The sequence below is a fragment of the Mycobacterium sp. NGS17 genome, from assembly GCF_059813205.1.
On the sequence record NZ_JCALED010000003.1, the window covers coordinates 61,032 to 82,209 of the forward strand.

Annotated in this window: 18 protein-coding genes; 3 read left to right on the top strand and 15 right to left on the bottom strand. The window is 68.7% G+C overall.

All coding sequences use genetic code 11. The annotated features are described in order from the left end of the window. Positions 1-92 precede the first annotated feature (92 nt). Positions 93-1,223 (top strand): PQQ-dependent sugar dehydrogenase, encoded by a 1,131-nt coding sequence (locus AC5Y7E_RS08110; protein WP_499948395.1) that lies wholly within the window; start codon positions 93-95, stop codon positions 1,221-1,223. A gap of 35 nt (positions 1,224-1,258) precedes the next feature. Here AC5Y7E_RS08110 and gatB read toward each other — a convergent pair whose 3' ends face one another. From gatB to gatC, 5 genes are all read right to left on the bottom strand, one after another. Beyond that, positions 1,259-2,773 carry an Asp-tRNA(Asn)/Glu-tRNA(Gln) amidotransferase subunit GatB gene (gatB, locus tag AC5Y7E_RS08115; protein WP_499948397.1) on the bottom strand — a complete coding sequence of 505 codons (1,515 nt, stop codon included), beginning with the start codon at positions 2,771-2,773 and terminating at the stop codon, positions 1,259-1,261. 199 nt (positions 2,774-2,972) lie between these two features. Further along, on the bottom strand, positions 2,973-4,088 hold the full coding sequence (locus AC5Y7E_RS08120; RefSeq protein WP_499948399.1) for a MinD/ParA family ATP-binding protein: 1,116 nt from the start codon (positions 4,086-4,088) through the stop codon (positions 2,973-2,975). Positions 4,089-4,211: 123 nt separating this feature from the next. Beyond that, positions 4,212-5,243 (bottom strand): ATP-dependent 6-phosphofructokinase, encoded by a 1,032-nt coding sequence (locus AC5Y7E_RS08125; protein ID WP_067355742.1) that lies wholly within the window; start codon positions 5,241-5,243, stop codon positions 4,212-4,214. 38 nt (positions 5,244-5,281) lie between these two features. Continuing rightward, positions 5,282-6,784 carry an Asp-tRNA(Asn)/Glu-tRNA(Gln) amidotransferase subunit GatA gene (gene gatA, locus AC5Y7E_RS08130; protein ID WP_499948400.1) on the bottom strand — a complete coding sequence of 501 codons (1,503 nt, stop codon included), beginning with the start codon at positions 6,782-6,784 and terminating at the stop codon, positions 5,282-5,284. Beyond that, the gene (gene gatC, locus AC5Y7E_RS08135; protein ID WP_499920150.1) at positions 6,781-7,080 is read right to left on the bottom strand and encodes an Asp-tRNA(Asn)/Glu-tRNA(Gln) amidotransferase subunit GatC; all 300 of its coding nucleotides are present in this window, start codon (positions 7,078-7,080) and stop codon (positions 6,781-6,783) included. Before gatC ends, gatA begins: the two co-directional genes overlap by 4 nt. Before the next feature lie 116 nt (positions 7,081-7,196). Between gatC and AC5Y7E_RS08140 the strand changes: the two genes are divergently transcribed. Continuing rightward, positions 7,197-7,853, top strand: coding sequence for an ACT domain-containing protein (locus AC5Y7E_RS08140; protein WP_499920149.1), 657 nt, complete (start codon positions 7,197-7,199; stop codon positions 7,851-7,853). On the opposite strand, the gene AC5Y7E_RS08145 is transcribed toward AC5Y7E_RS08140, so the two are convergent. The 6 genes from AC5Y7E_RS08145 to AC5Y7E_RS08170 form a co-directional block, all read right to left on the bottom strand. Further along, positions 7,850-10,759, bottom strand: a complete 2,910-nt coding sequence (locus AC5Y7E_RS08145) for an MMPL/RND family transporter (RefSeq protein ID WP_499948401.1) — start codon at positions 10,757-10,759, stop codon at positions 7,850-7,852. The genes AC5Y7E_RS08140 and AC5Y7E_RS08145 overlap by 4 nt on opposite strands. Then, positions 10,756-11,202 (bottom strand): MmpS family transport accessory protein, encoded by a 447-nt coding sequence (locus AC5Y7E_RS08150; RefSeq protein ID WP_499920147.1) that lies wholly within the window; start codon positions 11,200-11,202, stop codon positions 10,756-10,758. Before AC5Y7E_RS08150 ends, AC5Y7E_RS08145 begins: the two co-directional genes overlap by 4 nt. Before the next feature lie 150 nt (positions 11,203-11,352). Beyond that, positions 11,353-11,961, bottom strand: coding sequence for a TetR/AcrR family transcriptional regulator (locus tag AC5Y7E_RS08155; RefSeq protein ID WP_499920232.1), 609 nt, complete (start codon positions 11,959-11,961; stop codon positions 11,353-11,355). Between the two features lie 61 nt (positions 11,962-12,022). Then, on the bottom strand, positions 12,023-13,135 hold the full coding sequence (locus tag AC5Y7E_RS08160; protein ID WP_499948403.1) for a cystathionine gamma-lyase: 1,113 nt from the start codon (positions 13,133-13,135) through the stop codon (positions 12,023-12,025). Between the two features lie 4 nt (positions 13,136-13,139). Further along, the gene (gene ligA, locus AC5Y7E_RS08165; RefSeq protein WP_499920145.1) at positions 13,140-15,221 is read right to left on the bottom strand and encodes an NAD-dependent DNA ligase LigA; all 2,082 of its coding nucleotides are present in this window, start codon (positions 15,219-15,221) and stop codon (positions 13,140-13,142) included. 138 nt (positions 15,222-15,359) lie between these two features. After that, a complete protein-coding gene (locus AC5Y7E_RS08170) occupies positions 15,360-16,385 on the bottom strand; it encodes a uroporphyrinogen decarboxylase/cobalamine-independent methonine synthase family protein (RefSeq protein ID WP_499948404.1) in 1,026 nt (341 codons plus the stop codon). Positions 16,386-16,484: 99 nt separating this feature from the next. Here AC5Y7E_RS08170 and AC5Y7E_RS08175 point away from each other — a divergent pair, with 99 nt between their 5' ends. Then, a complete protein-coding gene (locus tag AC5Y7E_RS08175) occupies positions 16,485-17,129 on the top strand; it encodes a sensor domain-containing protein (protein ID WP_499920143.1) in 645 nt (214 codons plus the stop codon). Positions 17,130-17,135: 6 nt separating this feature from the next. On the opposite strand, the gene mnmA is transcribed toward AC5Y7E_RS08175, so the two are convergent. The 4 genes from mnmA to AC5Y7E_RS08195 are packed head-to-tail and all read right to left on the bottom strand — an operon-like array spanning position 17,136 to position 21,157. Next, positions 17,136-18,212, bottom strand: a complete 1,077-nt coding sequence (mnmA, locus tag AC5Y7E_RS08180) for a tRNA 2-thiouridine(34) synthase MnmA (protein WP_499948405.1) — start codon at positions 18,210-18,212, stop codon at positions 17,136-17,138. Then, positions 18,213-19,400, bottom strand: a complete 1,188-nt coding sequence (locus AC5Y7E_RS08185) for a cysteine desulfurase family protein (RefSeq protein WP_499948407.1) — start codon at positions 19,398-19,400, stop codon at positions 18,213-18,215. A gap of 33 nt (positions 19,401-19,433) precedes the next feature. Further along, complete coding sequence (locus tag AC5Y7E_RS08190) at positions 19,434-20,324, bottom strand: lysophospholipid acyltransferase family protein (protein ID WP_499948408.1); 891 nt, start codon at positions 20,322-20,324, stop codon at positions 19,434-19,436. Continuing rightward, positions 20,321-21,157 carry a GNAT family N-acetyltransferase gene (locus AC5Y7E_RS08195; protein ID WP_499948409.1) on the bottom strand — a complete coding sequence of 279 codons (837 nt, stop codon included), beginning with the start codon at positions 21,155-21,157 and terminating at the stop codon, positions 20,321-20,323. Before AC5Y7E_RS08195 ends, AC5Y7E_RS08190 begins: the two co-directional genes overlap by 4 nt. Between the last annotated feature and the right edge of the window lie 21 nt (positions 21,158-21,178).

The window sequence follows — 21,178 nt, forward strand, 5'->3', positions numbered from 1 at the left end:
TCGGGGTGGTGACGCGACCGGATCGAGGTTCGGCGTCGGACAAGAGGGACGTGTGTGGCGGCGCCGCTGGCACTGTCCGTAGCCTGACGGTCATGCGACTAGGGCGATCGAGGTGGTCGGTTCGGCGCGGGTTCGCCGCGCTGTGCGCCATCGTGCTGGTGACGAGCGGGTGCGCGCGCTTCAACGACGCCCAGTCGCAACCGTTCACCACCGCCCCCGAGCTCAAGCCGCAGCCCAGCTCGACGCCTCCCCCGCCGCCGCCGCTGCCGCCCACACCGTTCCCCAAGGCCTGTCCCGCCCCCGGTGTGATGCAGGGCTGCCTGGAGAGCACCAGCGGCCTGATCATGGGGCCCGACAGCAAAACCGCGCTCGTCGCCGAGCGCACCACCGGCGCGGTCAAGGAGATTTCCGTCAGCGCCGAGCCGAAGGTGAAGACGGTGATCCCGGTGGACGGCTCCGGCGATGGCGGCTTGATGGACATCGTCATGTCGCCCACCTACAAGCAGGACCGCCTGATGTACGCCTACATCAGCACGCCGAGCGACAACCGGGTCATCCGGGTGGCCGATGGCGACATCCCCAAGGACATTCTGACCGGAATCCCCAAGGGCGCCACCGGAAACACCGGAGCGCTGATCTTCACCAGCCCCACCACGCTGGTCGTGATGACCGGCGACGCGGGCAACCCGGCGCTGGCCGCCGACCCCAAATCGCTGGCGGGCAAGGTGCTGCGGATCGAGCAGCCCACCACCGTGGGCCAGGCGCCACCGACGACGGCGTTGTCCGGGGTGGGCTCCGGCGGCGGCCTGTGCACGGATCCGGTCGACGGCTCGCTGTACGTCGCCGACCGCACCCCGACCGCAGATCGCTTGCAGCGCATCACCAAGACGTCGGACGTCTCCACGGTGTGGACCTGGCCGGACAAGCCGGGCGTGGCCGGCTGCGCGGCGATGGACGGCACCGTGTTGGTCAACCTGATCAACACCAAGCTGACGGTCGCTGTCCGGCTGGCACCGGCCACCGGCGCGGTCACCGGTGAGCCCGACGTGGTCCGTAAGGACACCCACGCCCACGCCTGGGCGCTGCGCATGTCGCCTGATGGAAACGTCTGGGGCGCAACGGTTAACAAGACGGCCGGGGACGCCGAGAAGCTGGACGACGTCGTGTTCCCGCTCTTCCCGCAGGGCGGCGGATTCCCGCGCAACAGCGACGACAAGAGCTGACCGCTCGCGCGTCGTGGTGGCGGACGATCAGCCCGCTAGCCCTGGCCGCAGGCGGCCAACACCAGTTCCCGAACCCGCGCCGCGTCGGCCTGGCCGCGGGTGGCCTTCATCACCGCGCCGACGATCGCGCCGGCCGCGGCCACCTTGCCGCCGCGGATCTTCTCTGCCACATCGGGATTGGCGGCCAGCGCCTCGTCCACCGCGGCCTGGGTCACCGAGTCGTCGCGCACCAACGCCAGCCCGCGGGCGGTCATCACCTCTTCGGGCTCGCCCTCCCCGGCCAGGACACCCTCGACCACCTGGCGGGCCAGCTTCGTGGACAGCTTGCCGTCGTCGACCAGCGCCACCACCGCGGCGACCTGGGCGGGCGTGATGGCCAGCTCATCAAGCGCCACGTTGGCCTCGTTAGCCTTCTGCATCAAGAAGTTTCCCCACCAGGCGCGGGCCTGCTCGCTGGACGCGCCGTGCCCAATGGTCGCGGTAACCAACTCGATGGCCCCGGCATTGACCAGGTCGCGCATCACCTCGTCGGAGATGCCCCACTCGTCCTGAATGCGTTTGCGGCTCAACCACGGCAGTTCGGGAATGGTCTGGCGCAGCCGCTCGACCAGTTCCCGGCTGGGCGCGACGGGCTCCAGGTCCGGTTCGGGGAAATACCGGTAGTCCTCGGCGGTCTCCTTGGTGCGGCCGGGGCTGGTGTAGCCCCCGGCCTCGTGAAAGTGCCGTGTTTCCTGGATGATTCGACCACCGGACGCCAGAACCGCGGCCTGGCGTTGCATCTCGTAGCGCACCGCCACCTCAACGCTTTTCAGCGAGTTGACGTTCTTGGTCTCGGTCCGGGTACCGAACTCGGTCGTCCCGATCGGCTTCAAGGACACATTGGCGTCACAACGCATTGAGCCCTGATCCATCCGGACGTCGGATACATCCAAGGCGCGCAGCAGGTCTCGCAACGCCGTCACGTAGGCGCGGGCGATCTGCGGCGCCCGTGCCCCGGCGCCCTCGATGGGCTTGGTGACGATCTCGATCAATGGCACGCCGGCGCGGTTGTAGTCGATCAGCGACGTGGTCGCGCCGTGGATGCGGCCCGTCTCACTGCCGATGTGGGTGAGCTTGCCGGTGTCCTCCTCCATGTGCGCGCGCTCGATCTCGACCCGCCAGGTGGTGCCGTCCTCCAGCGGGGCCTCCAGGTAGCCGTTGATGGCGATGGGCTCGTCGTACTGCGAGATCTGGTAGTTCTTCGGCTGGTCCGGATAGAAGTAGTTCTTCCGGGCGAAGCGACACCACGGCACGATCTCGCAGTTCAGCGCCAACCCGATGCGAATGGCCGACTCGACCGCGTTCTGGTTGAGCACGGGAAGCGAGCCGGGCAGGCCGAGGCACACCGGGCATACCTGGGTGTTGGGTTCGGCGCCGAAAGCGGTGGTGCAGCCGCAGAACATCTTGGTGACGGTGGACAGCTCCACATGCACCTCGAGGCCGAGTACCGGATCGAAACGCGCGATGACGTCGTCGTAGTCCATCAGATCGGCGCTGGCGGCAACACTCATGCGCCCGATCCTAGTGGTGATCGCGAGCGCGGCGGAGCCGGGCGAAGCGGGTCACCACCGATCGACACCGTGGTGATCGCGAGCGCGGCGGAGCCGGGCGAAGCGGGTCACCACCAATCGACACCGTGGTGATCGCGAGCGCGGCGGAGCCGGGCGAAGCGGGTCACCACCAATCAACACCGTGGATCGCGAACCGCCCCTACCGGCCCGGGAACATATCGGCCAGCACCGCCGCCATTTCCAGATAACAGCGACGGCTCTCCTTGCTCAACCGGTCCAGCGCAATCTTTCGGCCATCGTGCACGTGCCGATCGAATGGCAGCACTACCGTGGCGCCGACGCGGGCGGACAGTCGGTCCAGTTCCGTGACGGCCACACCGTCCACCTTGGCCGGCTCGACGTGATTGATCGCCAGCACGGTCCACTGCATTAAGGATTGATAACCGTTGTGGCACAACCACTCCAGTGTCGCCCGTGTTTTGCGTACCGCATCGATGGCGGGGCTGGTGACCACCACCAGGGCTCGCGATTCAGGTAAGACCGCGTCCATCACAGCGGAATTGAGCGTTTTGACGCAGTCGACCAGCACCAGCGAATACTGGTTGCGCAGCATCGAGAAGGCTCGCAGCATGTCGCGGCGGTCCAGGCGCCAGTCGGTGTCGGGCAGCCCGAGCACTTCCAGCCCAAAGCCGTTCATGTACGTCAGCGCGCGGATGTCCTCGTACTGTGCCGCCGGGCTGCCCTGCAGAAGGTCGGCCAGGCTGTGCGGGTTGCGAAGGCCGTGGCGCTCCGCCAGGTCTCCGGCGTCGATGTCGAGGGCGATCACCCGGTCGTCGCGCACGGCGGCGAACGTCGACCCGAGCGCCTCCACCACCGTCGTTTTGCCGACCCCGCCCTTGAGGTTGAGCACCGCGATGGGAAAGGCACCGCCTGCGGTCGCGCGGATACGTTGCCGCAGCTCGTTTTCGTAGGCCGTGTTTTTGCCCGGGCCGAGCTCGATGCCGGTGATGCGCTGAAGCAGCTGTCGCCAGTTGAACCCTTCGGCGTCCGGGTCGCGCATGTCGAAGCGGTCCAGCGCGGTGGCACCCAGCGTCGGTTCGGGACGTGGCGATGACGGCACCCGCCGGGGCGGCGGCTCTGCGGGTGGTCTGTCCCTCTGTTGGTTCGGACCGCGCGACTGCGGCACGGTGGACGCTGCGGGATCGCCCTCGATTTGCCACTTGTGCCCACCCGGCTTGTGGTTCGGCGGGCCCGGTGGCCCCGCCGCTGCCGCGGATTGCCGAACTGATCCGCGAGTCGAACCGCGGTTATTCATACTCCCGGTATAACCCCGAAATAGCAGTCCGGAAACCACCAAACTGCGACAAACGCGAAACGTTCTTCATCGGCGGACAAATTCAACGCACAGTTACACCGTTATTCGCCACGCGCCCAACGGTTAACCGAAGAACGCGGCGGCGTCGTCGTAGCGACTTTCCGGCACCAGCTTGAGCTGACGCACCGCGTCCGCCAAGGCCACCCGGCCGATGTCCTGCCCGCGCAGCGACACCATTTGGCCGTATTCCCCGGCATGCGCGGCGTCGGCCGCGTTCACCCCGAACCGGGTGGCCAGCACCCGGTCGTAGGCCGTCGGGGTGCCTCCCCGCTGGACGTGTCCCAACACGGTCACCCGGACGTCTTTGTTGATCCGCTTTTCCACTTCGGCGCCGAGCTGGGCGGCCACGCCGGTGAACTTTTCGTGACCGAATTCGTCAATTCCGCCTTCCCGCAACGCAATCGATCCGGGAATAGGTTTTGCACCCTCGGCGACCACGCAGATGAAGTGCGAATCTCCGCGCTGGAAGCGCCTTTTGACCAGCCGGCAGACCTCTTCGACGTCGAAGGGCTGCTCGGGTATCAACGTCATGTGCGCGCCCGAAGCCAGGCCCGCGTTCAGTGCGATCCAGCCGGCGTGGCGGCCCATCACCTCGACCAGCATCACCCGCTGGTGCGATTCGGCGGTGCTGTGCAGCCGGTCGATGGCGTCGGTGGCGACGGTCAATGCGGTGTCGTGACCGAAAGTCACGTCAGTGCAATCGATGTCGTTGTCGATGGTCTTCGGCACACCGACGACGGGAACGTTCTCCTCCGAAAGCCAGTGCGCGGCCGTCAGCGTGCCTTCCCCTCCGATCGGGATCAGGACGTCGATCCCGTTGTCGTCGAGGGTCTGCTTGACCTGGTTCAGCCCGGCCCGCAGTTTGTCGGGATTCACGCGGGCGGTGCCCAGCATGGTTCCACCCTTGGCCAGCAGGCGGTCGTTGCGGTCGTCGTTCTGCAGCTGGACGCGCCGGTTCTCCAGCAGCCCGCGCCAGCCGTCCTGAAACCCGACCACCGACGAGCCGTATCGGGAGTCGCACGTTCGCACCACTGCCCGGATGACCGCGTTGAGCCCGGGGCAGTCGCCGCCCCCGGTGAGCACTCCGATCCGCATCCCCTCATCTTGCCTGGGGTGGCGGCGTAATGGCGCGATTAGCCGCCGACAGTCCCCACGGTGGGCGCCGAAGGCAGCGGTCCGCGGGCCGCCTCGTAGGCGGCGCCGACCCGGTAGAGCCGGTCGTCGGCCAGCGCGGGCGCCATGATCTGCAGGCCGACCGGCAGGCCGTCGTCCGGCGACAGACCGGCCGGCACCGACATGCCGCAATGCCCCGCCAGATTGAGCGGCAGGGTGCACAGGTCGAACAGGTACATCGCCAGCGGATCGTCGACCTTCTCACCCAGCCGGAACGCCGTCGTCGGGGTCGCGGGCGACACCACAACGTCCACCGCGCGGTAGGCCTCGTCGAGATCGCGGGCGATCAGGGTGCGCACCTTTTGCGCCTGGTTGTAATAGGCGTCGTAGTAACCGGCCGACAGCGCGTAGGTGCCGATCATGATGCGCCGCTTGACCTCCGGCCCGAAGCCGGCCGCCCGCGTCATCGCCATCACTTCCTCGGCGCTGTGGCTGCCGTCGTCGCCGACCCGCAGCCCGTAGCGCATCGCGTCGAAGCGGGCCAGGTTGCTCGACACCTCCGACGGCAGGATCAGGTAGTAGGCGGCCAGTGCGTACTCGAAGTGCGGGCAGTCGACCTCGCTCACTTCGGCGCCCAGGGCGGTCAGCTGCTCGACAGCGGCCTCGAAAGCCCTGAGCACGCCGGGCTGGTAGCCCTCGCCGCGCAGCTGCTTGACCACACCGACCCGCACGCCCTTGAGATCACCGGCCGCGCCGGCCTTCGCGGCGCCGACGACGTCGGGCACCGCAGCGTCGACGGACGTCGAGTCGCGGCTGTCGTGCCCGGCGATCACCTGATGCAACAACGCGGTGTCCAGCACGGTGCGTGCGCACGGACCGCCCTGATCCAGTGACGACGCGCACGCCACCAGGCCGTAGCGCGACACCGTGCCGTAGGTGGGCTTGACTCCGACGGTCGCGGTGAGCGCGGCGGGCTGCCGAATGGAGCCTCCGGTGTCGGATCCGATCGCCAGCGGTGCCTGGAACGCGGCCAGCGCGGCGGCGCTGCCGCCGCCGGAGCCGCCGGGCACCCGATCGACGTCCCAGGGATTGCGGGTCGGGCCGTAGGCGGAGTTCTCGGTCGAGCTGCCCATCGCGAACTCGTCCATGTTGGTCTTGCCGAGGATCGGGATTCCGGCGGCGCGCAACCGCGAGGTGACGGTGGCGTCGTAAGGGGAGCGCCAGCCCTCGAGGATCTTCGATCCGCAGGTGGTGGGCATGTCGGCGGTAGTGAAGACGTCTTTGAGCGCCAGCGGGACCCCGGCCAGCGGCGACGGCAGCCGCTCCCCGGCGGCCACCGCGTTATCGACGACGGCTGCCGCCGCGAGCGCCGCGTCGGCCGCCACGTGCAGGAACGCGTGGTAGCGATCGTCGGTCGCCTGGATTTGGTCCAGGCACGCCTGGGTGACCTCGGCCGACGACACCTCTTTGGCGGCGATCCGGGTGGCCAGCGTGGCGGCGTCGGAGACGATGATCTCGTTCACTCGCTGTCTCCCAGGATCTGCGGGACCGCGAAGCGGCCGTCGACAGCCGCGGGCGCCTCGGCCAGCGCTTCGGCCTGCGTCAGACACGGCGCCGACTCGTCGGGCCGGGTGACGTTGACGTCCTTCAGCGGGTTGTCGGTCGCTTCGACGCCGGTGACATCGACCGCCTGCACCTGGCTGACGTGGGTCAGGATGGCGTCAAGCTGGCCGGCGAAGCTGTCGAGCTCGCTGTCGGTCAGCGCCAGCCGGGACAGCCGGGCCAGGTGCGCTACCTCGTCGCGGGAGATCTGGGACACGACTGCAAAGCCTAGCCCGCCGTGTCCGCCACGCTGGTGTGACATTCGGCGACCACCGTCACGCTGGCGTGACGCTCGGCGGGCAGAAGACACAGGGCTGTGCGACAGTGTTGGCCGTGCCCTCCTATCTGTTGCGCATCGAGCTCGTCGACCGGCCAGGCAGCCTGGGGTCGCTGGCGGTAGCGCTCGGTTCGGTGGGGGCCGACATCTTGTCCCTCGATGTCGTGGACCGCAGCGCGGGCTACGCGACCGACGACCTGGTGATCGAACTGCCGCCGGGGGCGATGCCGGACCGGCTGATCACCGCCGCCGAGTCCCTGTCCGGTGTCCGGGTGGACAGCGTGCGCCCGCACACCGGTCTGCTGGAAGCGCATCGCGAGCTCGAGCTGCTCGACCACGTCGCGGCGGCCAACGGCAACGCAATCCGACTGCAGGTCCTCGCCAACGAGGCGCCCAAGGTGCTGCGCGTCAGTTGGTGCACGGTGTTGCGCAGTTCGGGCGGCGAACTGCAGCGCCTGGCGGGCAGTCCGGGCGCCCCGGAGACCAAGGCAGACTCGGCCCCGTGGCTGCCGCTGGAGCGGGCCGTGACTCTGGACGGCAGCGCCGAGTGGGTGCCGAAGGCGTGGCGCGACATGGACGTGACGATGGTCGCGGCCCCGTTGGGCGACCCGCACACCGCGGTGGTGCTCGGTCGCCCCGGCCCGGAATTCCGGCCCTCGGAGGTCGCCCGGCTGGGCTACCTCGCCGGGATCGTCGCCACCATGCTCCGTTAGCGCGAGGGCGCGTGCGATCCGGACATCGCGACCGGATCGTCGTCGTCCCACAGCAAAAGCTGCCGAACCGCCGGGCGCGGGCCGTAGGGGCGCAGCATGGTGCTGGCCGGGCGAGGCCGCACCCGTTGCGGCCACCAGAACCAGCGCCCGAGAAGCCTTGCGACAGAGGGCGTCATGAACGAGCGCACGATCAGCGTGTCGAACAGCAGGCCGAGGCCGATCGTCGTGCCGATCTGGCCGAGCACCTGAAAACCGCTGAACACGAACGCACACATGGTGACGGCGAAAACGATGCCGGCGGAGGTGACGACGGAACCGGACCCGGCCATCGCCCGGATGATGCCGGTGTTGAGGCCGGCATGGATCTCCTCTTTGAAACGGGAGATCAACAGCAAGTTGTAGTCGGATCCGACCGCCAGCAACAGGATCACCGCCAACGCGAGCACGACCCAGTACAGCTGGACGCCGAAGATGTACTGCCACACCAGAACCGACAGACCGAAGGACGCCCCCAGCGAGAGGGCCACCGTGCCCACGATGACCAGCGCGGCGATCAGGCTGCGCGTGATGATCATCATGATCAGCAGGATGAGGCTCAGCGCGGCGAACGCCACGATCATCAGGTCGTATTTGGCGCCGTCTTGGATGTCCTTGTATGTCGCGGCGGTCCCGCCGAGATAGATTCCCGCACCGGCCATGGGCGTGCCCTTCAACGCCTCATGCGCCGCCTTGGCGATCGGATCGATGTGCGAAATACCCTCGGGCGTCGCGGGATCGCCTTCATGCGTGACGATCATGCGGGCGGCCTTGCCGTCCGGCGAGAGGAACAGTTTCAGGCCGCGTTTGAAGTCGGGGTTGTTGAAGACCTCGGGCGGCAGGTAGAAGGTGTCGTCGTTCTTGGCCGCGTCGAAGGCCCGCCCCAGCGCGGTCGCGTTGTCGATCGCCGCGGCAGTCTGTGCGTAAATGCCGGACAGCGTGGCGTAATTCGCCAGAGTCAAATCACGGTTGGTCTGCTGGCTTTGGATCTGCGGCGGGATGAGCGCCGTCAGTTTCGGCTGCAGTGCGTCGAGCTTGTCGAGGGACGCCGTCAGGTTCTCGAATTTCTCGGTGAGCTGATCGATGCCGTCGAGCGCGTCGAACAGGGATCTGAACGCAAAGCAGACGGGGATGTCGTAACAATGCTTCTCCCAATAGAAATAGCTGCGCACCGGCCGGAAGAAGTCGTCGAAATTCGCGATCTTGTCGCGCAGGTCCTGAATGGTGCCCAGCGTGTCGTGAAAGCTTTGCGTCTCGTCGTGGGTGGTGCCCGCGAGCTGCTGCTGTAGCTCGTACTGCTGCTTCAAAATGTTGATGGTCTTGTTCAGTTCGTTGGCCTGCTTGAGGGCGTCGTCGGCCCGATCACGTTGGTAGGTCAGGTTTTGCTGCTGCGCCGCGCTGGAATTGCTGACCACGAAGGCGAGCGAGCTGTGCACGAGCGGGGTGCCCAACGGCCTGGTGATGGTCTGCACCTGCGCGACCCCGGGAACGTGGAACACCGCCTTGGCCACCTTGTCCAGGACGAGCATGCTCTCCGGGTTGCGCATGTCGTGATCGGTTTCGACCATCATCAGCTCGGGCTCCAGCCGCGCCCTGGAGAAATGCTTCTCGGCGGCGGTGTAACCGATGTTGGCCGGCGCGCTGGCCGGCATATAGGGCCGAGTGTCGTAACTCGTCTTGTAGCCGGGCAAGGCGATCAGACCGATCAGGGCCAGCACGCACGCCGCCGCGAGCACGGCGCCGGGCCAGCGGACGATGGCGGTGCCGATCCGCCGCCAGCCACGCGTTCGGATCGCGCGCTTGGGGTCGAAGATGCCCACCATGGCGCCCAAAGTGAGGATCGCCGGACCCAGGGTGAGCGCGGCGAACAGCGCGACGAGAATTCCCAACGCGGCTGGGACGCCCAGACTTTGGAAGTACGGCAATCGGGTGAAGCTCAGGCAGGCTACCGCACCGGCCACGGTCAGCCCGGAACCCAGCACGATGTGCGTCGTGCCGTGATACATCGTGTAGAAGGCCCTTTCGCGATCCTGCCCGGTGCCGCGCGCCTCCTGATAGCGGCCGACGAAGAATATCGCGTAGTCCGTTCCCGCCGCGATCACCAACAGGGTCAGCAGATTCGTGGCATAGGTCGACAGCCCGATCACTCCCGCGTTGCCCAGAAACGCGACAAGACCTCGGGCCGCGGACATTTCGATGAGCACGGTGGCGAGCACCAGCAGCGTGGTGAGCACCGAGCGGTAGACGAAGAACAACATGAGTGCGATCACCCCGACGGTGATCCCGGTGACCTTCGCGGTGCCCTTGCTGCCGACGTCGAACTGGTCGGAGATCAGAGGCGCCGCGCCGGTCACATAGGTCTTGACACCCGGCGGCGGCTTCATGCGGTCGATGATGTCGCGCAGGGCGCCGACGCCCTCGTTGGCCAACGCCGAGCCTTGGTTGCCTGCAAGGTTCACCTGAACATAGGCGGCCTTGCCGTCGCTGCTCTGCGATCCGGCCGCGGTGAGGGTGTCGCCCCAGTAATCCTGGACATGTTGGACGTGTTTGTGGTCCTGTTCGATTCTGCGGACCATCTCGTCGTAGAAGCGGTGGGCGTCCGCGCCCAGCGGCTTGTCGCCCTCCAGCACGATCATCGCGGAGCTGTCGGTGTCGAACTCGCCGAACTTTTCACCGATGCGCTTGATCGCCTTGAGCGACGGCGCATCTGGCGAGTTGAGCGCCACGTTGTGGGTCTTCCCCACGTCTTCCAGCTGCGGCACGGCGATGTTCGTGATGGCGGCCAGCCCGATCCAGAACAGCAGAATCGGCAGCGCGAGCCGGCGGATGGTGCGCGGCACGAACGGCCGCGACTGGTGATCGTTTGTCATCCAGACTTATCCAGACAGAAGGTGTAGGCGTCGACTTTGTTGACGGTGCGTTGGTCTTTCACTTCACCGTTGACGGTGATGCGGCAGCCCAGGGTGTCGCCGTTGCCCTGCGCGACCACGTTGCCGATCACCGCGGGCTCGGTGCTGGTGATGGTGAAGGACCACGGCAAGGGCGCGTCCTTGACTTGCTGCGGCTGGGCGTTGACGTCGAGGTAGTTGATGGTGGCGGTCGCCCCCGGGGCGCCGAACACCTCGAGCACCACGTGTTTGGGGTTGAACGGGACGATCTCGCCTGCCAGGCCGCTGTTGGCCGACGTGTTGTTGTGCGACCCGAAGATTCCGTGCAGCCGATAGATTCCGAATCCCGCGAGCGCGACGACCACCACGGCGACGAGCACCATCCACCCCCGCCTCACCAGGGATGCGATCGAAAAGCCTTTCACCCGTGAGCCTTTCAAAGATCGGGCGAGGAGGATCACAGTCCACCTGCCAACCCGGGATCGTGATCGACAGCTATGACAGTACGGTACGGGACCGTACTGTACAAGAGACGCGCGCGTATATTCTCCGGTCCGGGCGGAAAAGGCGGTGTGTTATCCGGCGGACTTGGTCAGGCCGGGAATGAGGAACCCGTCGACGAACGCTTTGACGGTTCCCCGCGTAGGCGGGCGACCGGGAATGATCGACCGGAAGATGAGATAACCGGGCAGTAGGTCCCAGAGTTCGTCGGTGATGACGTCCTCGGTGATCTCGCCACGGTCGACGGCCTGATGCAGCACGTGCTGGATCATGGCTTTGCGCTGATCGAGGAATTGGTGCTGAAGGGCGTCGTTGAGCGCGGGGTGCCGCGACACCTCGACCATCACCGCGCGGATGGTGCCGGCGTGCTGGCCACACTCCTGGCTGATGGTCTCCCCCAGGCTCAGCAGGTCGCCGCGCAGCGTGCCGGTGTTCGGCGGCACGGCCACCTGACGGACACCTTCGATGAAGGCGGCCAGCACCAATTCGGCTTTGGACGGCCAGCGGCGATAAACCGTGGCCTTGCTGGCGCGCGCGGCGTTGGCCACCGCGTCCACCGTCAGCTGGTCATAGCCGTGTTCCTGCAGTAGCGCCAGGGTCACGGCCAATATCTCGGCCTCGCGCGGCGACCACGGCGATGCCTGCTCGCACCGGTCGGCCGTCTGGGTCATAGAGCCCACGATAGAGCCGCTCAGGCGATGCGGACCAATTTCGGCGCAGTCGAACGCGACGAATGTGACTTCGTCAGCAGAGGCCCATCAGCGCGCGTTCGATGTCGGCGAGCAGGTCGTCGGTGTCTTCGATGCCCAGCGAGATGCGCGCGAATCCGTCGGCGACCGGGTCTCCCCAGCGCGCCCGGCGGTCCACCGACGTGTGCAGGCCGCCGAAACTAGTGGACGCGATCAACAGTTCGCTGCGGTCCACCAGCGCGTGCACCGCGGCCGCGTCGGCCAATTCGATCGAGACCAATGACCCGAATCGGCGCATTTGCGCCATCGCCACCGGATGGGCCGGGTCGTCGGGCAATCCGGGGTAGCGCACCGCCCGCACCGCCGGGTGACGGGCCAGCATGGTCGCCAGAGCCCGGGCGTTCTGGCATTGGCGTTCGAAGCGCAAACCGGCAGTTCCCATGCTGCGCAACAGAAGCCATGCCTCGAACCCGCCCACGATCGCACCCGCGAGCAGCCTGTGTCGCTCCACCGCGGCGAGCAGTTCGGGCTCGTTGGTGGCGACGTAGCCGGCCAGGAGGTCACCGTGACCCGACAACGCCTTGGTCGCGCTGGCCACCACCGCGTCGGCACCCAACGACAACGGCTGTTGCCCAAGCGGGGTCGCGGCGGTGTTGTCGACGATCAAGCGCGCGTTGCGGCCCCGGCAGATGGCGGCCAACCGGTGCACATCGATCACGTCCAGCGCCGGGTTGGTGGGCGTTTCGGCCAGCACCACGTCGGCTTCCGCGGCGGCGTCATAGATCTGCGAGCTGGACGCCTCGATGACCGTCACACCCCCGGGCGCCAAGTCTTCGCGGGCGTAGCGGCGCACCTGGTAGTAGCCGTCGGCCGGCACCACCACCGTCGACCCCGGCGTCGCCAGCGCGCGCAAGACGGCGCTGATGGCCGCCATGCCCGAGCCGAACACCCGCGCGCCCGTGGCACCCTCGAGCTCGGCGAGCGCCGACTCCAGTTGCCGCCAGGTCGGATTGGAGCTGCGACCATAGCTGTCCAGCGCGCCCGTCTCGTCGTCGGACAGGTGGTAGGTGGCGGCGAGCACCGCCTGCGGTGCTACCGGCTGCCCCGAAACAGCTTGCACATCAACGGCTTTGAGGCTTCGGGTGGAATCGCCGTATCGGCCGCTCATCGCCTCACTCCGCCGGGGTTTCCGACGGGCCCTCGGCCAGCAGCTTCCGGAAGCCGTCCTCGTCCAGGACGGGCACCCCCAGCTCGATCGCCTTGTCGTACTTGGAACCCGGCGAATCGCCGGCCACCACGTAGTCGGTCTTCTTCGACACCGAGCCCGCCGCCTTTCCGCCACGCGTCAGGATCGCCTCCTTGGCGTCGTCGCGGGAGAAGCCGGCGAGCGAACCGGTGACCACCACCGTCAGCCCCTCCAGCGTGCGCCGCACACTGGTGTCGCGTTCGTCGGCCATCCGCACGCCGGCCGCCCGCCACTTGTCGACGATCGCGCAGTGCCAGTCGACGGTGAACCATTCGGTGAGCGCGGCGGCGATCGTCGGGCCGACGCCTTCCACGGCGGCCAGCCGCTCGGTCGACGCCGACATGATCGAGTCCAGATCGCCGAACTCGGTCGCCAGGGCACGCGCGGCCGTCGGCCCGACGTGCCGGATCGACAGCGCCACCAGGACGCGCCACAGCGCCACCTTCTTGGCCTTGTCCAGGTTGTCGAGCAGCCGTCTGCCGTTGGCGGACAAGGCACCTGCCTTCGTCCGGAACAGCTCGGTGCGCAACAGGTCGTCCTCGGTGAGCGTGAAAAGGTCGCCCTCGTCGGCGATCACGCCGGCCTTCAGCAACGCGGTAGCGGCTTCGTAGCCGAGTCCCTCGATGTCGAACGCCCCGCGGCCGGCGACGTGAAACACCCGCTCCCGCAACTGCGCCGGACACGACCGGGCGTTGGGGCAGCGGATGTCGGCGTCGCCCTCCTTGGCCGGCGCCAGCGTGGTGCCGCACTCGGGACACGCGGTGGGCATGACGAATTCGCGTTCGGAGCCGTCGCGCAGGTCGACGACGGGGCCGAGCACCTCGGGGATCACGTCGCCGGCTTTGCGGATCATCACCGTGTCGCCGATCAGCACGCCCTTGCGCTTCACCTCGGCGGCGTTGTGCAGGGTGGCCAGCCCCACCGTCGACCCGGCCACCTTCACCGGCGTCATGAACGCGAACGGGGTGACGCGCCCGGTGCGTCCGACGTTGACGCGGATGTCGAGCAGCTTGGTCTGTGCCTCCTGGGGCGGGTACTTGTACGCGACGGCCCAGCGCGGCGCGCGAGAAGTGGTGCCGAGCCGGCGCTGCAGCGCCACGTCGTCGACTTTGACCACCACGCCGTCGATTTCGTGCTCGAGGTCGTAGCGGTGCTCGCCCCAATAGCCGATCCGCTCCTCGATGGCGGCAAGGCCGCGCACCCGCGCGGTCTGTTCGGCCACCGGCAGCCCCCACGCGCTCAGCGCGGTGTAGGCCTCGTGCTGAGTCTTCGGCGCGAACCCCTCGGTGCGGCCGATGCCGTGGCAGATCATCCGCAGCTTGCGCCGGGCGGTGACGGCCGGGTTCTTCTGGCGCAGCGAGCCCGCGGCGCTGTTGCGGGGGTTGGCGAACGGCGGCTTGCCGTCTTCGACCAGGCTGGCGTTGAGCGCCTCGAAATCGGAGAGCCGGAAGAACGCCTCGCCGCGCACCTCGAGCAGGGCGGGAATCGGGAAGTCCTTGCTGGCGGACAGCCGCTCCGGGACGTCGTCGATGGTGCGGGCGTTGAGCGTCACGTCCTCGCCGACCCGGCCGTCGCCCCGGGTCGCGGCGCGTTCCAGCCGGCCGTCTCGGTACACCAGCGCCAGGGCAACCCCGTCGATCTTGAGCTCGCACAGGTAGTACGGCTGCTTGCCGACTTCGTTCTCGACGCGGTTGCTCCAGGCCACCAGCTCGTCGCGATCGAACACATCGTCGAGGCTCAGCATCCGCTCCAGGTGCGCCGCCTCGGCGAACTCGGTGGCGAAACCCGCCCCGCCGACCAGCTGCGTCGGCGAATCGGGCACCCGGAGTTCGGGATGACGCTCCTCCAGCGCGAGAAGCTCGTTGAACATCGCGTCGAAGTCGGCGTCCGAGATGATCGGCGCGTCCTTGATGTAGTAGCGGAACTGGTGTTCACGAACCTCTTCGGCCAGGTCCTGCCACTGCCGGCGAACCTCGGGCGATACCGAATCGGCTTCTGCTGCGCTCACCTTGGCAGGCTATCCGAGGACACCGACGCGAAACCGGGCGCGTGCACTCCCCTTCGTAGGCCCGGCGAGATTGCCGTGGCGGTTGCGCGAGGAGGCCGGGTGACAGCGATCGGGGCAATCTCGGCGCACCGAACGCAATCAGATGGCGTCCGGATCCTCGGCGAACATCTCGGCCGCTGTGCGGGCGAGCTCGATCGCGGTGCGCGCCCACTCGGGCGTCGCGCCGGCCAGACCACACGCGGGCGTCACACCGATGCGGTCGCGCAGCGCCGCACGGGCGAAGCCGAGGCGATCGGTCACCGCGACCACCGCGGCGGCCACCTCCCGCGCCGACGGGCGACGCGGCGGAGCGTTGCCCGCGACCACCCCCAGCGCGACGGTGCGGCCGGACTCCACGAACTCGGCGACACCGTCCAGATCCGCCGCGTTCAGTGCGCTGGCGTCGACCGAGACGGCCCGAAACATGCTGCGCTGCAGGAGATCCCATGGCAGGCCGGGAGCGCAGCAGTGCAGCAGCACCTCGCCGCCCACGGTTCGGGCGCAGGTGTCCAGCAGCCCAGCGGCCACCTCCTCGTCGATCGGCGCCACCGGGTTCAGCGCGGTCACCCCGCTCAGCGCGCCGCCCAGGGCCTTGGGCAGCGACGGCTCGTCGAACTGCACAACCACTTCCGCCTCGAGCCGGCGGGCCAGCCCCGCGCGATGCGCCGACACGCCCTCGGCCAGCGACGCCGCCAGGTCGCGTAGGGCCCCGGGGTCGGTGATCGCCCGATGGCCGTTGCCCAACTCGATCTCGGCCGCCAGGGTGGTCGGGCCCGGCGCCTGCACCTTCACCACCCGGCCGTCGCTGCGCAGGCCGGCCGCTTCCCATGCCTCTTCGAGCGCGTCCATGTCCTCGTCGAGCAGGCTGATGGCGCGGCGGGTGACCGCCCCGGGCCGGGCGGCAAGCCGGTAGCCGCGCGGCACCGTGTCGATGGCCACGTCGACCAGCAGCGCGCCGGCCCGGCCGATCAGGTCGGCGCCGACTCCGCGCGCGGGCAGCTCGACGATGTGCGCCAGCGCGCCCCCGAGCTCACCCACCACGACTTCGGCCGCTCGGCGCGCTGCGACGCCGGGCCACGACCCGACGCCGCTGGCGCTCGCGAAGGGATGGGTGAAAACACTCACCGGACAACCGTATTCGACGTCGCACCGTCCGCCTGCTGGCAGGGGTCTGTGTGCGGCGGGGCGGCGCGGGTAGGTTCAACGCCAAAGGGGTGCGAAGACGTGTCGCAGAAGGCGAAATCCGCGTGGCTACCGCTGCTGTGCGCGGTGGTGGCGCTGGTGGCGTCGTGCTCGCGGGTGGTGGACGGCGCGGCCGTGGCGGGATCCGGCGCGGGCCGCAGGGTGGTGCAGGGCGTCGACGTCGACACGATCCTGCTGGACCAGTCGCGGATGCGCGCGATCACCGGCGCCGGTGAGCATCTGACCATCATCCCGTCGATGGACGGCACCAGCCCGGTGGACATCGACGCGCTGGCCGATAACGCGCCGCGCGAGTGCCGGTTCGTCTACGCCGAGACGGCGACGTTCGGGCGCGACCTCGAGGCCTTCCACAAGACGACGTTTCAGGACCCACCCGATGGCGCGTTGATCTCCGAGGGCGCGGCGGCCTATCGCGACGCCGACACCGCCCGCCGTGCCTTCGGCGCGCTGGTGAGCACCGTCGGCGACTGTGCGAACGGCTCGAGCGGGCAGCTCTACGTCGGTGACTGGAACGCCGACGCGACCTCGCTGCACCTGCGGCCCGGCGGGTGCGGCCGCGACTACCGGATCCTGTCGGTGGCCATGCTGGAGGTCACCTTCTGCGGGTTCGCGCAATCGGTGTCCGACATCGTGATGACGAATATCTCCGCGAACATGCCGCGATAGCCCGGATCAGCGGGTGGTGCCGGCGATGATGGCGCTGCCGAGCACCTCGTCCCCGTCGGGATCGGGCCGATACAGCACCAGCGTCTGGCCGCGGGCCACGCCGCGCATCGGCGCGCGCAGCCGCACGACCAGCTCGTCGTCGACCAGTTCGGCTACCGCGTCTGCTGTTTCGCCGTGCGCGCGCACCTGCACCGCGCACTCCACCGGGCCGGACGGCGTGACGCCCGAGGTGAAAACCGGTGTCCGGCCGACCATTTCGCGTATCTCGAGATCGGCTGCCTCGCCCACGTGCACGGTGCCGGTCTCGGCGTCGATCGAGGTCACGTAGCGCGGGCCGCCGTCGGGCCCCGGCCCGGCGATGCCGAGGCCCTTGCGCTGTCCGACAGTGAAACCGTGCACGCCGTCATGCTCGGCGAGCACGGTTCCGTCGGCATTGACCACCGCACCGCGGCGCACCCCGATGCGCTCGCCCAAGAAGGCGCGGGTGTTGCCCGAGGGGATGAAGCAGATGTCGTGACTGTCCGGCTTTTCGGCGACCGTCAGACCGCGCCGGGCGGCTTCGGCCCGGATCTGCGGCTTGGGGGTGTCCCCGATCGGGAACGCCGCGTGGCGCAACTGCTCGGCGCTCAGGACGGCCAGCACGTACGACTGGTCCTTGTCGTGATCGACGGCGCGACGCAGCCGGCCGTCCTGCAGCCGGGCGTAGTGGCCGGTGACCACCGTGTCGAACCCGAGTGCAACGGCTTTCGCCGACAGCGCCGAGAACTTGATCTTCTGATTGCAGACCACGCACGGGTTGGGGGTCTCGCCGCGCGCATACGACGACACGAATTCGTCGATGACTTCGGATTTGAACCTTTCCGCGAAATCCCAGACGTAGAACGGGATTCCGAGCACATCGGCGACGCGGCGCGCGTCGGCGGCGTCTTCCTTCGAGCAGCACCCGCGCGAGCCGGTGCGCAGCGTGCCGGGCGCGCTGGACAGCGCCAGGTGCACGCCGACCACGTCATGTCCGGCGTCGACCATCCGGGCGGCGGCGACCGACGAGTCGACGCCACCGCTCATGGCAGCAAGCACTTTCACTTAGGACGCCCCCGCGGCGGCCAGCGCGGCGCGACGGGCGCGGTCGACCGCCCCGGGCAGTACCCGCAGCACCGCGTCTACGTCCGCGTCAACGCTGGTGTGGCCCAACGAGAGTCGCAGAGACCCGCGAGCGCTGGTCGCGTCGGCGCCCATGGCGATCAGCACGTGCGAGGGCTGCGCGACACCGGCGGTGCACGCCGACCCCGTCGAGCACTCGATTCCGTTGGCGTCCAACAGCATCAACAGCGCATCGCCCTCACAGCCGCGGAACGTGAAATGCGCGTTGCCGGGCAGGCGCTGCGGATCGCGGGCACCGTTGAGTGTGACGTCCTCTATGCCGCCCAGCACGCCGTCGACCAGGCGGTCGCGCAACGCGCGCAGCCGGGCGCTGTTGGCCTCGAGCCCGTCGACCGAGATCCGGGCGGCCGCCGCCATCCCGACCGCACCGGCGACATCGGCGGTGCCCGAACGGATGTCGCGCTCCTGCCCACCGCCGTGCGCCAGCGGCACGCAGGCGACGTCGCGACGCAGCAGCAGCGCACCCACGGCCGGCGGTCCGCCGAATTTGTGCGCGGCCACGCTCATCGCCGACAATCCGCTGGCGGCGAAGTCGACCGGCAACTGCCCGACCGCCTGAATGGCGTCGCTGTGCATCGGCACGCCGAATTCGGCGGCGACGGCGGCGAGTTCGGCGGCGGGCATGACCGTGCCGACCTCGTTGTTGGCCCACATCACCGACACGAGAGCCACGTCATCGACGTCGCTGTGGCGCGAGAGCACCTCGCGCAGCGCCGTCGCCGACACCGAACCGTCGGCGGCGGTGGGAAGCCAGGTGACCTCGGCTCCCTCGTGTTCGACGAGCCAGTTGACCGAGTCCAGCACGGCGTGGTGTTCGACCTCGCTGGTGATGATGCGCCGCCGGCGTGGCTCGGCGTCGCGGCGTGCCCAGTAGATGCCCTTGACCGCCAGGTTGTCGCTCTCGGTGCCGCCGGCGGTGAAGATGACCTCCGAGGGGCGCGCGCCCAGCCTGTCGGCGATCAGCTCACGGGATTCTTCGATGCGGCGCCGCGCCGCCCGGCCACTGGTGTGCAGCGACGACGCGTTGCCGACCGTGCCCAGCACAGCCGTCATCGCCTCGACGGCGGCGGGGTGCATCGGGGTGGTGGCGGCGTGATCGAGGTAGACCATGACGCGACCCACGATACCGGCCCGCCGGTTTGCTCAGGCCACCAGCATGTGCCCGTGACCAGCGCCCGGGGCGGTTGTTGCACCCACCGCGGATTGGCACCGGCCGGCCAGGGCGCGCCGGTCGGTCCCCGGGAGCTGGAGAGACTCGACGTGCAGCCGCGCCAGCGTGCGCGGCACGACGAGCAGCCGGCGGATCGAGCTCAGCAGGGTCTCGTCGCCGACGAAGGCCGGCACCGTCGAGGGGCTGCCGTCGACGTGGTGGTAGGTCAGCCGCAGCGGCTGCACCGGGCGGCCGGCGTCGATGGCGGCCTGAAACATCGCCGGGTAGAAGGCGCCACGACCTCTGTGGGATGGTCCGGCTCCACCTCCGCCCGCTACGCGGGCGGCATCGTCGCCGGACTGACCACACCAGGTGGTGCCCTCGGGGAAGGCCACCACCGTCTGGCCGGCCCGCAGCCGCCGGGCGACGGCGTCGACAACACCGGGCAGGCGCCGCAGACTGGACCGCTCGATCGGGATGATCTTCAGGAAGCGCGCGACGATCCCGGTCGCCGGGCCGGTGAACATGTCGGCGCGCGCGACGAACGATCCGGGCAGCACCGACCCGATCGCGAAGACGTCGACCCAGGACATGTGCGGGCTCACCACCAGCACCCCACTCAGGTTACGAATCGGGTTGCCCGTCACGGTGATTCGCACGCCCAGGCAACGCAGCACCAACCGGCAATAGATGCGCTGCACTCGGGTGCGGCCCGGCAACGGCACCGCCAGCAGCGGCAGTCCGGGCGCCAACAGCAGCGCCAGCGACAGGCGCAGGGTCATCCGCAGCGCGCTGCGCAGCGGGCTCGACGTCACCACGGCGCTCGCACCCACACAGCGTGCATCGCACGATGCGCGCGGAAGCCACGAGTGCCCCGCGTTCATCGCCGGCCGCCCGCCATTTCCGACGCCGCGGAGACCGATCGGAGTCGCTTCAGGTATCGGGTGTCGGCGTGCGCTTTGCCCAGCAGGACGCAGAAATCGCCCACGCCGAAGTCCGGGTCGTGCGCCGGTTCGCCGCACACCTGGGCGCCCAGCCGCAGGTAACCCCGCATCAAGGCGGGGACCGAGGGGCGCGCCGGCGCCTCGATGTCGTCAATGCCCTTCCCGTCGACGACCACCGGCCGGTACGGGTACACGCGATATTCCGGTGGCGCCCCATGCCGGCTGAGGATGAAGTCGCGGACACCGCGCAGTTGGCTTCCGGGGGCCACGTCGGATTCGCCGCCGATGGGCACCGACACGCAGCCGGTCACGTGGTCGTAGCCGTAGCGGTCCAGATAGGCCAGGATGCCCGCCCACATCAACAGCACGACGCCGCCGTTGCGATGCCCCTCGCGCACCACGGCGCGTCCCATCTCCACGAGCGACGGCCGCAGTGGGTCGAGCGCGCGGATGTCGAACTCGGTGGCGGTGTAGAGCCCGCCGGCCGCGATGGCCCCCGCGGGCGCCAGCATCCGGTAGCAACCGACCAGCTCACCGGTGTCGTCGTCGCGCACCAGCAGGTGGTCACAGAACTCGTCGAACCGGTCGAGGTCCCGGCCACCCGGGTCGGCCGCCGGCAGTGCGAAGCCCGGCGTGCTGGTGAACACGTCGTACCGGAGTCGCTGCGCGGCCTCGATCATGGCGGGGTCGGTGGACAGCAACAGGGAGTAGCGGGGTGCGGCCGGCGAGCCGGTGGGCTTTTCGCTGGGTATGAGGACCGAAGCAACGCTCATGAACCCCAACGTGGCTTAGTG